General features: G+C 64.7%; 12 protein-coding genes. 1 reads left to right on the top strand and 11 read right to left on the bottom strand.

Annotated elements, in window-relative coordinates:
- Window positions 1-24: 24 nt before the first annotated feature.
- The 5 genes from ACFYO1_RS17760 to ACFYO1_RS17740 all read right to left on the bottom strand — a co-directional run bounded on the left by ACFYO1_RS17760 (window position 25) and on the right by ACFYO1_RS17740 (window position 6081).
- Entirely contained in the window at window positions 25-681 is a 657-nt protein-coding gene (locus ACFYO1_RS17760) for a hypothetical protein (RefSeq protein WP_387232024.1), read from the bottom strand.
- A 193-nt stretch (window positions 682-874) separates the two neighbouring features.
- Window positions 875-2668 carry an AMP-dependent synthetase/ligase gene (locus tag ACFYO1_RS17755; protein WP_387232022.1) on the bottom strand — a complete coding sequence of 598 codons (1794 nt, stop codon included), beginning with the start codon at window positions 2666-2668 and terminating at the stop codon, window positions 875-877.
- A gap of 118 nt (window positions 2669-2786) precedes the next feature.
- Complete coding sequence (locus tag ACFYO1_RS17750; protein ID WP_387232021.1) at window positions 2787-3701, bottom strand: alpha/beta hydrolase; 915 nt, start codon at window positions 3699-3701, stop codon at window positions 2787-2789.
- Window positions 3702-3718: 17 nt separating this feature from the next.
- Window positions 3719-4549 carry an SDR family NAD(P)-dependent oxidoreductase gene (locus ACFYO1_RS17745; RefSeq protein ID WP_387232019.1) on the bottom strand — a complete coding sequence of 277 codons (831 nt, stop codon included), beginning with the start codon at window positions 4547-4549 and terminating at the stop codon, window positions 3719-3721.
- Window positions 4546-6081, bottom strand: coding sequence for a flavin-containing monooxygenase (locus ACFYO1_RS17740; RefSeq protein ID WP_387232017.1), 1536 nt, complete (start codon window positions 6079-6081; stop codon window positions 4546-4548). The genes ACFYO1_RS17745 and ACFYO1_RS17740 overlap by 4 nt, the downstream gene beginning before the upstream one ends.
- A 74-nt stretch (window positions 6082-6155) precedes the next feature.
- Between ACFYO1_RS17740 and ACFYO1_RS17735 the strand changes: the two genes are divergently transcribed.
- On the top strand, window positions 6156-6782 hold the full coding sequence (locus ACFYO1_RS17735) for a TetR/AcrR family transcriptional regulator (protein ID WP_387235170.1): 627 nt from the start codon (window positions 6156-6158) through the stop codon (window positions 6780-6782).
- 24 nt (window positions 6783-6806) lie between these two features.
- On the opposite strand, the gene ACFYO1_RS17730 is transcribed toward ACFYO1_RS17735, so the two are convergent.
- The 6 genes from ACFYO1_RS17730 to ACFYO1_RS17705 form a co-directional block, all read right to left on the bottom strand.
- Window positions 6807-7967: a hypothetical protein gene (locus ACFYO1_RS17730; RefSeq protein ID WP_387232015.1), complete on the bottom strand. Its 1161-nt coding sequence runs from the start codon at window positions 7965-7967 to the stop codon at window positions 6807-6809.
- A 211-nt stretch (window positions 7968-8178) separates the two neighbouring features.
- On the bottom strand, window positions 8179-8865 hold the full coding sequence (locus tag ACFYO1_RS17725; protein ID WP_387232014.1) for a hypothetical protein: 687 nt from the start codon (window positions 8863-8865) through the stop codon (window positions 8179-8181).
- Window positions 8866-9193: 328 nt separating this feature from the next.
- Complete coding sequence (locus ACFYO1_RS17720; protein WP_387232012.1) at window positions 9194-9700, bottom strand: hypothetical protein; 507 nt, start codon at window positions 9698-9700, stop codon at window positions 9194-9196.
- Between the two features lie 346 nt (window positions 9701-10046).
- Window positions 10047-11216, bottom strand: a complete 1170-nt coding sequence (locus tag ACFYO1_RS17715; RefSeq protein WP_387232011.1) for a hypothetical protein — start codon at window positions 11214-11216, stop codon at window positions 10047-10049.
- Between the two features lie 233 nt (window positions 11217-11449).
- On the bottom strand, window positions 11450-11749 hold the full coding sequence (locus tag ACFYO1_RS17710) for a WXG100 family type VII secretion target (RefSeq protein ID WP_387232009.1): 300 nt from the start codon (window positions 11747-11749) through the stop codon (window positions 11450-11452).
- Complete coding sequence (locus tag ACFYO1_RS17705) at window positions 11746-12087, bottom strand: WXG100 family type VII secretion target (protein WP_387232007.1); 342 nt, start codon at window positions 12085-12087, stop codon at window positions 11746-11748. Before ACFYO1_RS17705 ends, ACFYO1_RS17710 begins: the two co-directional genes overlap by 4 nt.
- Window positions 12088-12179 lie beyond the last annotated feature (92 nt).

Below are 12179 nucleotides of genomic sequence, written 5' to 3'. Positions count from 1 at the left end.
ATTCAATGACGCTTGTCGACCGCGTCAAGCGGCGAACTCGTCGGCGAGGGTGTTCCAGAACATGAGTTCGTAGCTTTGGAAGAGGCGGGCGTAGAGGTGCGCTTCGTCGCGTTTGAGGCGTCCGGAGTCGAGCCCGGCCTGGATGGCACGAATGGCCTGCTGTTCGATTTCGGGCACGTCGGTGGCGTAGAAGTCGAAGAACGCGCAGGCCGCGTCGTCGAATCCGTAGTGCTCGCGCATGCCCGCGGCCACGTCGCGGCAGTACGCGCCGAAGGTGGCGAAGTTCGCGTAGATCCCGGCGGCGACCGAGGACGATTCGCCGTTCACCGCCAGCCACGCCACATACGCGGGGTACGCCTGACATCCGGCCCGCGGCAGTTCGGTTCCCGGATCCGCGCCGGCCGCGGCGAAGAGCGCGTCCAGCATCCCCTGCGCCTGCTGCTCACCGGGCGCGAGCATGCCGAAGAACGCGCGGGCCTGCGTGTCCGCCGCCCGCGCCGCCATCTCGTGAAAACTTCGCCAGTCGCTCCCGGTGATCCGCCACTCCTCGGTGGCGATCGCGGCGAACACCGCCCGCGCCGCCTTGCCCGAGGCGATCAGTGGAACAAGCCGGTTGTCCGCCTCGCGCGGCGCCAGCTCCGCCTGGATTTCATCGAGCAATTTCCTTGCGCCGTCAGTCATCGCTCCCCCGCCTCTCCGCGTTTTCAGGCCAGACCATGTGCCGCGGTAGTGGCGTTGGCGGCTGGCGGTCGACCAGCCGGCTGGGTGAGCCGGTACCCGGCGAGTTACCCATGTTCTCACGAAATCAGCCGGCTGGTCGAGTCGAAATCGCTGTAGGCGAAGGGAACTCGCGTACGGTCCGCAGGATTGCTACTCAGTTGTAGATCTTGGCTACATCGTCGGCGTGCTGCTTCATCACCACAGCGCGCTTGAGCGACAGCTTCGGGGTGAGCTCCCCGGTCTCCTGCGTCCAGTCGATCGGCAGGATGCGGACCTTCTTGATGCCCTCGGCATGCGAGACCTTCTTGTTGGTCTCGGCGACCGCGGCGTCGACATCCGCGATCAGCTCCGGGTTCTCGATCAGCTTCTCGATCGGGGTGTCCTCGGGCAGGTTGTGGTTCTTCTTCCAGCCCGGCAGCGCCTCCGGGTCCAGGGTGATCAGCGCGGCGACGAACGGCTGCCCGTCGCCGACCACCATCACCTGACTGATCAGCGGGTTGGCCCGCAGCGAGTCCTCGAGCAGCGCGGGGGACACGTTCTTGCCGCCCGCGGTGACGATCAGTTCCTTCTTGCGGCCGGTGATGGTGATGAACCCGTCCGCGTCGATGGCGCCGAGGTCGCCGGTCTTGAACCAGCCGTCCTGGAAGGCTTCCTTGGTGGCTTCCTCGTTGCCCCAGTAGCCGTCGAACACCACCGACCCGCGCAACAGCAGTTCGCCGTCCTCGGCGATCTTCGCGCCGTGGCCCTCGATCGGCTGGCCCACCGAGCCGACCCGGATGTTCTCCGGGGTGTTCACGGTGATTGCCGCGGTGGTCTCGGTGAGGCCGTAACCCTCGTAGATGGTGACGCCGACACCGCGGAAGAAGTGGCCGAGGCGCGCGCCGAGCGGTCCGCCGCCGGAGACCGCGGCCTCGCACTGGCCGCCGAGCGCGGTGCGCAGCTTGCTGTAGACCAGCTTGTCGAACAGCGCGTGCTTGAGCTTGAGCACCAGCCCGGGCCCGCCGTTGTCCAGCGACTCGCTCCACGCGATGGCGGTTTCCGCGGCCGCGTCGAAGATCTTGCCCTTGCCGCCGTCGTGCGCCTTCTGCTTCGCGCTGTTGAACACCTTCTCGAACACCCGCGGCACCGAGAGGATGAAGTGCGGCTGGTAGCTGCCGAACTGGTCGACCAGGGTGGACCAGTCGGAGGTGTGCGCGACGGTCACCTTGGCGTCGAACGCGACCAGCGCGACCGCGCGGGCGAACACGTGCGCCAGCGGCAGGAACATCAGCGTCTTCTTGCCCGGCCGGATGAACGTGCCGAGCGCGATCCCGTCCGAGCGGGACTCGGCGTACAGGTTGGCGTGCGAGAGCATGACGCCCTTGGGCCGCCCGGTGGTGCCGGAGGTGTAGATCAGGGTGGCGGGGGAGGCCGCGTTCACCTGCTTGCGCCGATCGTGCACGGCCTGGTCGTCCAGGTCCTTGCCGCGGGCGGTCAGCTCGTCGACGACGCCCTTGTCGATTTGCAGCGTCTCCTTCAGCTCGGTCAGCGCCGCGGGCTCGATCTCATCGATGATCGCGCGGTGCTTGTCGCTGTCGACGAACAGCAGCTTGGTCGAGGAGTCCTGCAGGATCCACTTGGCCTGCTCGGCGGCCGAGCTGTCGTAGATGGCGACGGTGCAGCCGCCGACGGCCCAGATGGCGAAGTCGAGCACGGCCCACTCGTACCGGGTGGGGGCCATGATGGCGACCCGGTCGCCCAGTTCGATGCCCGAGGCGATCAGTCCCTTGGCCACGCCGGTGACGGTCTTCGCGAACTGCGCGGCCGTCACGTCCTGCCAGCCACCACTGCCGTTCGGCACGTTGAACAGCACCGCGTCCGGCGACTGTTCGGCATGCCGGAAGACGTTGTCGGAATTGTTCGCGTCTTCCGGAATGGTGTAGGAAGCCGGGACTTCGAACTCTCGCATCAGTGCCCTTCCACGTGGGTTTACTCGCCAGTAATCTACGACACCTTGGTCAGGGCCGTGAGGTCGACCACCAGAACCGGATCCGTGCGTAACCGCCGAGTACGGACCCGTGTCGTAGTTATCCTAAGTCCCGCAATTCGGCCGGCTGAATCGCTTCCCGCAGGAACGCCGCCAGTTCGCTCAGCGCCGCGGCGGCCGGGGCGACCAGCGCGGCTTGCAGTTGCGCGACGTGCCACAGGCCCTTGCTCTCGGTGAACCGGACCGGCACGCCCGCATTGCGCAGGGCCTCGACCAGATCGCCGCACTGCCCGTGCAGCAGTTCGTCCACGTCGACCTGCACATAGGTCGGCGGCAGGCCGACCAATTCACCGGTGAGCGGCGCGTAACCAGGATCACTGGAATCCCCGTCGCCGAGATAGGCGGCGGCACAGGCGCGCGACCACCGGCGGTTGATCACCAGATCGCTGTCCCGCTCGGGAATCTGATTCGGGTCGGTCCACGGCGCGATCAGGCCGAGCGCGGCCGGCGTATACCCGTGCCGGGCGATCAAGCGCTGCGCGGTAGCCAGGGACAGACCGCCGCCCGCCGAATCACCGGACAGGGCGATCTGGCCCGGCAGGTAGCCCGAGCCCTGTACCAGCTCCAGGAACGCCGCCTCGGCGTCGTCGAGCGCGGCCGGGAAGGGGTGCTCCGGGGCCAGCCGGTAGTCGGGAACGTACACGGTCGAACCGGTTTGGTGCGCCAGCCGCGCGGCCAGCGACCGGTGCGTGGCCGGCGAGCCGACCGCGTAACCGCCGCCGTGCAGATAGAGCACCGCGCCGCGGGGCGTCTTGGTGGCGGTGATCTTCTCGGCGGGCCTGCCGCCGAGCCGGATCTGATCGATGATGGTGCCCGCGGGCACCAGTTGCGCTGCCGAGCCCACTTCGAGCAGCAGGCGCTGCATCCGCCACGGCGCCCGCTGGTTCAGCGTGGCGCGGAAGATCGGACGCAGCACCGCTCGGGCGACGGGCAGCGGAAGATTGATGTCCCGCATAATCTTTCGAACTCGAATCAGGGTAGGAACGGACGGTTCACGACGGCGGCGATGCGCTGGTAGCCGGAGGCGGTGACGCGGACGAACACGTCGAGCAGCTTGGCCTCCCAGCCGATCAGCACCCGGCCGTGGCCCTTGCGCACGCCCTCGGTGATGGTCTGCGCGGCCATCTCCGGGGTGTGCATGGCCAGCTTCGCGTCGAACATCGAGGCCGCCTTCGCGCCGTCGATGCCCTCGGCCCAGGTGGCGTTGCGCGCGACGGCGGTCTTGATGCCGCCGGGATGCACACAGGTGACCTTGACCTTGTGCTTGCCGACCAGCATCTCCTGACGCAGCGACTCGGTGAACCCGCGCACCGCGAATTTGGCCGCGTTGTAAGCACTTTGGCCGGGAACCGCGATCAGGCCGAACAGGCTGGACACGTTGACCACGTGGCCGTCGCCGGACTCGATCAGGAACGGCAGGAACGCCTTGGTGCCGTTGACCACGCCCCAGAAGTCGACGTCCATGATCCGTTCGATGTCCTTGAACTCGGACTTGATCACGTCGCCGTGGTAGGCGATGCCCGCGTTGTTGTAGATCTGGTGCACCTTGCCGAAATGCGCCTTCACCGCGTCCGCGTAGAGCAGCACGGCCTCGCGCTCGGCGACATTGATCCGATCGGATTTGACCTCGGCGCCGAGGGTTTCGCAGCGGCGCACGGTCTCGGCCAGGCCCTCGGTGTCGATGTCGGACAGCGCCAGCTTCGCGCCGCGCTTGGCCAGGTTCTCCGCGAGCGCACGACCGATGCCGGAGCCGGCTCCCGTGATCACACAGACTTTGTTCTCGAAGTAAGCGTCTTTGCTCACTGGGGTGCCCCTACTTTCAGGTCGGCTTCGGACTGGATGGTGGTCTGGTAGGCGTCCACATCGAACGACCGGGTGAGCCTACGGAATTCGAAGGTGAAGTCGGGCCACAGCGTGGTGTTGTTGCCGTGCTTGTCCAGGTACCAGCTGGCGCAGCCGCCGTTGAGCCAGACGCTCTTGCTCAGCTTGCGCTGCAGGTCCTGGTTGAACTCGTCCTGCACGTCGCGGCGTACCTCCACCGTTCGCAGGCCGAGCTTGTCGACCGTGGCGAGCGCGTCGGCGACGTAGTTCAGCTGCGATTCGATCATGTACACCATCGAGGTGTGGCCGAGGCCGACGTTCGGGCCGAGCAGGAAGAACATGTTGGGAAAGTTGGCGATGGTCGCGCCCTTGTAGGCCTGCTGGCCGATCTCGTCGAAGACCTCGCTCAGCGTGCGCCCGTCGCGACCGGAGATGGTCTCGTAGGTCGGCGAGTCGGTGACGTGGAAGCCGGTCGCCACGATGAGCGCGTCGATCTCGCGTTCGGTGCCGTCCTGGGTGACGATCGAGTTCGCCCGCACCTCGGCGATGCCGTCGGTGACCACGTCCACGTTGTCCCTGCTGATCGCGGGGTAGTAGTTGTTCGAGATCAGCATGCGCTTGCAGCCGATGCGGAAGTTCGGCGTGACCTTGGCGCGCAGCTCGGGATCGCGCACCTCGGCGCGCAGCTTGGCCTTGGCGATCAGCTCGAACGCACCCATCAGCGCGGGGATCTTGGCCAGCCCGACGACCTGGGTCTCGCGCGCGGCGTAGATGGCCGCGCGGGACAGGCGCTGGAAGCCGGGCACGTGCTTGAACGCGAGCCGCTCGAGTGTGGTGTACGGGCGATCCAGGCGGGGCAGCAGCCACGGGGCGGTGCGCTGGTAGACGTCGAGGTGGGCGACCTTGTTCGCGATCGCGGGCACGATCTGGATGGACGAGGCGCCGGTGCCGATGATCGCGACCCGCTTGCCGGTCAGGTCCGCGTCGTGGTTCCAGCGGGCGGAGTGGAAGGTCTCACCCTGGAAGTCGTTGATGCCCTTGATATCCGGCAGCGCGGGCTCGCACAGCGCGCCGACCGCGGAGACCACGGTCTCGGCGACGAAGCTGCCCTGAGTCGATTCGACCTCCCAGCGGGAGGTGTCGTTGTTCCAGCGGGCGCTGGTCACGTCGCAGTCGAAGATGTGCTTGTCGTAGACCTGGTACTTCTTCGCCACACCCTGGATGTACTTCTGGATCTCGCCCTGCCGGGAGAACGAGCGCGACCAGTCCGGGTTGAGCGCGAACGAGTACGAGTACAGGTGTGAGGGGACGTCGCAGGCCGCACCGGGGTAGGTGTTGTCGCGCCAGGTGCCGCCGACATCGCCGCCGCGCTCGAGCACCAGGAAGTCGTTGCGTCCCTGCTGGCTCAGCCGGATGGCTAGACCGAGGCCCGAGAACCCGCCGCCGATGATGATCGTCTTGACGCGGCGGACTGGCCGGTCGCCGACAGCTTTGTCTGTAACCTTGCGACTCATGTACCCGAGCGTAGAGGCTTATTGAGCATCAGTCAACAGTATTGAATCACGTTCAGTAGGATGTCGGTGTGAGTATCAGTCGTTCCGGTCCGGGAGAGTCCAAGCGTGTCCGGCTCAGCCCGGACGAACGCCGCCTGCAACTGATCACCCTCGGGGCCGAAATGCTCGCCGAGCGCGCGCTCCAAGACATCTCCGTCGACGACATCGCCAAGGAAGCGGGCATCTCCCGCGGGTTGCTGTTCCACTACTTCGCCTCCGTCGGCGAATTCCACGAGGCGATCGCGCGGCACGTCAGCGCCGAGTTCCTCACCGCCACCGCGCCGGACCGCAGCCTCGGACTGTTCGACATGCTGCGCGATTCGGTCGAACGCTACGTCGACTACGTCGAAGACAATCGCGCCGCGTACCACGCGATCCTGCGCGGACCGTCCAGCTACAACCCCGGCATGGTCACCTACGTCAACGAATCCCGCAGTGCGATAGCCGAACTCGTGCTCGCCGAACTATCGATCCCGCCTGACGATCCGGACCTGCCCCGCCTGACCCTCGCCCTACGCGGCTGGATCGCCTTCGTCGAGGAAACGATCCTCACCTGGATGAGCGAAAAACCCATCCCTCGTGTTCAACTCATCGACCTGCTGGTGGAATCGCTTCCCGCACTTGCCCTCAGCCCGGCGCTGGCGGCGGCGTTGCGCGACTGAGTCTGCGCTCGTCGGTTCAGTCGTTTACCGAGCCGCAGCAAAGGCGCGCTGCTGTTTTGTCGTCAGATCGTGCGCCTCGGTCGCATCACGGGCCCAAATCTCACCGACGTAACGCCCTTCGGGCACAACACAATGCCAGCTGTTGTTACCGCCATCGGTGATCGACCAGCAGCGCGCGGCACCGGCATCCGGTGGGTTTGCCGCGGGGACGAGGCCGGCGTCCCGAATCTTGCGAAGGCGAATCGCGGAATCCGCCAGTGCCTGCCCGAGCCGTTTCGCCGCTTCCGGATCACGTGTGCGGTACACGTAGGTACCGCGGACGCCCGCCGCCGTCATTCCGGTGTCCTGGAACACCTTCAGGGCGACCAGTTGGTCAAATGCGAAAAGCGCGGCGCCACGCGGGCCGTAACTGCCGGACTCGGCGGAGCCCTTTCCTACGGAGAGCGCGAACATCCCCTCTGGGTCCGCGGTGAGGTCGGCTAGCTTCGCGTCGTCCGTAGGGGCGAAGGAATCGAGCAGCGGGCGTTGTAGTTCAGTGGCTCGTATCGTCGCCGCCGCCGCTTGTTCATCGGACCGCGCGGACACGCGAGTGAAGATGACGTACTCGGCATGCGGAGTGAACGCCATGCTGTCGACGCGATCGGTCCCGTTCGAAGTGTTGTGCATGCTGTACAGGCTGAATCGGATACCGGGGGATCCGGGAATCGAAACTGCCCGGCGTGCATCCGTTTCCAACATTCCTCGCGACGACAGCGCCGCGTCGCCGAGATCCTCCGCGGCGCGAATCGCCGCCGAGCTGTCTGGAAACCGCATGATGCCCTGTGTCAGAACCTTTTCGGACGACCCACCGGACGCGTCCGAGCCCGAGGTGATGAACCCGGTTACCAGCCCGTTCTTCGTCGCGGCGTCTCGAATCACCGGGTTGTGCCCGACGCTGACCAACAGCATCGCCCTGGTCAAGACTCCGGACTCACCCGGACGGACCAGCGCCGGGTCGACTTCCGCTGGTAACACAAGCGCTTCCGCCATTCGTGCTCCCTCGGCGAGCGCCCCGGTGCGCTGTCGGTCCCCCGGCTGGTTGCTGGTTGTAGTCGTCTCGGCCGCTTGTGGTTTCGAATTGTCCGGCAAGCAACCGGCCGAGGTGAGCACGGCGGCGACAACGGCCACCCGCAACAACAGATGCACCGTGACATCCTCGCAAATAAGAAAATTCGGGTACTGGCGACGGTGGGCGCCGCTCGGCGGCTGAACGCGGTCGCCGGTGCCGACCTCGGAGATGCCGAACGCCGGGTCGATATCGCTTTTCGGCGGTGTCGACCCGGCGTCCGGGATGCTGCGCCGGCCCTGTGCGGAGCCGATACTTGCGACCGGGGTAAATATCCCGGTCAGGTGATCATCAGGGCAGAACCTGCGGGATGACCTGGGGTGCGACGGCGCCCAGGATCGCGCCGATCACCGCGGCGAACACGACGTAGCTGATGCCACTGGCGATGATGCAGGCGAAGTAGCCGACGATGAAGACCAGGATGGCCGGGATGCACAGGATGGCGGCGACGCCGAGGCCCGTGAGGGCGCCGGCCGCGAGGCCGTTGGCCACCGGGTCGTGGTTCTGCGCGTCCGGGTTGGTCGCGATGGGCTTCAGGTCGCCGGCGGCGACGTTCTTCAGTTCACCGGCGATTTCCTGGGTCACCTGCGGGGTGACGGTCAGGGTCTTCCCGTCCGGGGAAATCTGCGGGGCCAGCGCGATCGTGTTGCCCGCGGCCGACTTCATCGACATCGGGAACTCGGTGACCTTCGCGCCGCTGGCGGATTCCACCCGCACCGCCGACGAATCCGCAGTCAGGGTGAACTTGCCACTGTTCAGCACGGTGGAGACGGACTTCAGGTCCGCAGACGTGGTCGTCTTGTATTCGACGCCTTGCTCGGCGCCGGTCGCCGACAGGCTGTCGGCCCACCGAGCCTGCTGGTCCGCGAGTTCGGTCGCCGACGCGGTGCCCGCGTTGGCGAGGGTTGCCACTACCGCGAAGGGCAGAACGACCGTGAGGATGTTGCGGCCCGCGCGCATGACAGTCTTTTGGAACATTTAGGCTTTCTCTCCCGCCCCCGACCGCTATGGAACGCCTTGTCCCCCAGACGAATCGAAGCGTTGATATTGATCGACAGGGATATTCATATCCGACGATCCCCCAGAACCAGAACTAATGTGACGAGCGCCACATTGATTCACCAAAATGCCCCCACTTCCAGGGGCTTCCGAAGCCGCAAATGGTTGCTTCCATCTGGTGATGTCGCTGTGTAGGCCCAGAAGTGAGGATTTCAGATCGAGGCCAGCAGGTACCCCGTGTAGTGCCCTGCCGCAAGAACTTTCGTCCAACCCCACCCGGCAACTCTCAGGCCGCCGCCAGCCTCACTCAACCGTTGATATCATCCGAATCGTAAACAATGTTCAGATCATCCGGACGAGACGGCCACGGCGGTGCCGTAATTCGAGTGCCCGTCCACGGATCAACTTGAATGACAGGATATTTCGTCTGCTCGACCAAGCCTGACCGACGCCACAGCAGATCCTCGCCGGAGTATACCGCGAAGGGGACGTCCGGGTAATGCTCCGATGTAAGCATGACCCACCCTTTCCCGAATCCGAGTCGTACGCACCCATTCTTGAAAAACGCCGTAGCTTTTATCGGCGCCTTAAGAATCCGCTCGACCTCAGTCTTCGACCAGTGAGTGATCACGCGCCGGTCGGGAAAACCTCGGTAAAAACGCGGTGACAACTCTGTCCCATACCCGGCAACGATCCGAAACCCCGAATCCATCGAGAGCTCGAATTCATCCGCGCCCCACTCGATACGCGCACCCCGACTACCCCGCAACGGCCACAGCAGCCACCGATCCTCGTATTCGATGATTTCATTCATCCGATAAATCCCAGTGGCTATCGGCTCGATGGCAGGTGTATTTGCATGAACTCGATAAGTTCACCGAGGACGCCTTCTATCCCCTCGCGAACCGGCTCCTCGGTAGGACTACCTGAGGTGACCTCGGACCGTAGGGTTTGAATCCCGTGCAAGAGTGCAGTGCCAATCCGTGAGCCTTGATCGCTCGGCAACCTGAACATCGAGATGCCTTCAGTTAGTTCGGCGATTTCCAGCTCCTCGATGTCAGTGGGGTCACTGAGTTCGGACTTGGCTCGATCGAGGATCATTCGAAATACTGCCTTGCGGACGTAGAATGAATCCTCTTGGGAGAACATTATTACGCTCATCAGAATCCAATCCGTACAATTTTTTCGCGCTTTTGGGGCGACAGCGAATCCACGTATTCTTTGATCGATCTCCTCGATTCTTCGCTGAAGCCGGTCAAGTCTACCAGTGTATGGTCAATGGATTTATTCAAGTGCGCATCGAGGGCATCCTTGAACTGTTGTTCCACTTTGGGGCTCCAGTACTCGGAGGTTTTCGGGTTACCCATCTGGTCGTATGTTTTGCCGTCTTTGTCGACGTATTCGCCGTCGCGTTCTTCGGCTGCGGCCCGAAGCTCGAGTTCAGGGTGCAATTGCTGTGCCCGCTCGAGTGATGCACGTTCGGACTCGCTGAGCCGGCCGATATTGGGATCCTCCGCAGGATTGTTTGCGCCTGGCCTCGGCTGACCATCGTTATCGATCAGCACGCGCATGGCGATGATGGTGGCTAGGGAGGTGAGGGTGGTGGTTAGGTCGGGGACTTTGTCGAAGGATTTGACTACGCCGATGGCTCCGGCGGCGGCGGTGGCCAGGCCTACTGCTTTGAGGAGGTTGCTGCCTTGGTAGACGGTGCGGATTGTGTTGACGGTGTTGGTGGCGATGACGCCTACGCCGCCTGCCCCGGCGGCCGCGCTGCCGCCGAAGGTGAAGAAGGCGGCGGCTGCGGCGGCGACCACGGTGAGGCCGATGGCCCATTCGGCCTTGGTGATCGAGGATTCGAAGTTGGCGCGCACATCGACTGTGCCGGTGTGGTATTCGGCGACGGGGCCGGCCAGGTTCTGGGCTGCGGCGGCGACCTGGGTCGCGCCGTTGCGCAGGGTTTCGAGGTGGTCGAGGAGGGGCGGCAGGTTCGTTTTGTCATCGATGGTGTCGAACAGGCCGATGATGGAGGTGAGCTGGCCTGCCGCTCCCGTAACCGTTTCGTGGTTGGCGAAAGTGGCCCAGGTCGATGATGCTTTCGCGAGCTTTGCGATATCGCCATTGGGCAGCTTGCCGAACTGCTCGATGATTTTTGCGATCAGCAGGTCGAAGAGTTCCTGAACACCACCGTGGTGTTCGATGCCGATCCCGTTGTTGCGCACCGAGGTCGGAATGGTGACCTGGTATTTCGACACCTCGTGCACAACGGGCCGATCGGGTGGTGGATTGCTCTTGTTGTTGATGCCGTAGTTGTATCCGGCCGCGTACAGCACATAACCGAATTGGTGAGAGCGTCCGCGAGGTCGGTGCACGACTGCATCGTGTCGCGCGCGGCGGTGTCGTACTTCTCGCCCCACTCCTTGCACCCGGGCGCGTCACCGGCCATGCCCGCGCATTCACCTTTGACGGCGTCGTGCACCGGTTTGTCCGCGCGACGGAGATCGGCGGCGAGGTCGTGGCATTTCTTGGCGGCGTCGTAGTAGATCTGCCAGTCGATGCGCACGGCTCAACCCCCTTGCAGCATCTTGCTGTTGAGTTCGATCGCTCGGGTGTAGCGTCCGTGCGCTTGTTTCGCCGCGTCGCTCATCTCCCGCACTCCCTCGACGAATTCGCGCGCACCAGTGGCCCATTGGCGATGGGCGTCGGCATAGGCCTGGGCGGCAACGCTTTCCCAGCCGGTGTCGTGCAGGGCGGCGACCCGGTCGTCGATTTCGTCGAGATGGTCGGCGACGAAGCCGGCCAACCCGGAAAGGCGGGAGACGATCTGGTCGAGATGCTCGAGGTCGACCGAGAATTCCGAGCTCATGGCAGGTCCAGGGTGGAGGTATTCAACGCGGCGGCATTGTTCGCGTCGCGGGCTTGATACGTGTCGGCGGTGACGCCGAGCTTCTCCGCCATGCCGGTGAGGGCGGACATGATCTGCACGCCGCCGTCGTGGACGTCGGTCCACCCGTTGGCGAACTCGGTGGCCGAGTCGCCGGTCCAGCTCCCGTTGGTCAGCGCGTCCACGTCTTTCGCGGCGGAATCCAAGGCCGAACGCAGCGCCTCGGCCAACTCGTAGACGTATTTCCCGACGTCACGAACCTGCTCGGGAACGACCGAAACCTGCTGGCCGGCGGTTACCGGCGTACCCCCGTCGCTCATGGTGGCGAAGTTTACTGACCGCGCCCACCAGTGTCGATGCCGGGAAACGCCGGACGCCGGGCCGACTCCGCTCGGAAAGCGGAGTCGGCCCG

This window comes from Nocardia sp. NPDC006044 (assembly GCF_042871115.1).
Lineage (GTDB): Bacteria > Actinomycetota > Actinomycetes > Mycobacteriales > Mycobacteriaceae > Nocardia.
The sequence above is the reverse complement of the archived record's forward strand: the minus strand, read 5'-3'. Positions and strand labels throughout refer to the sequence as shown.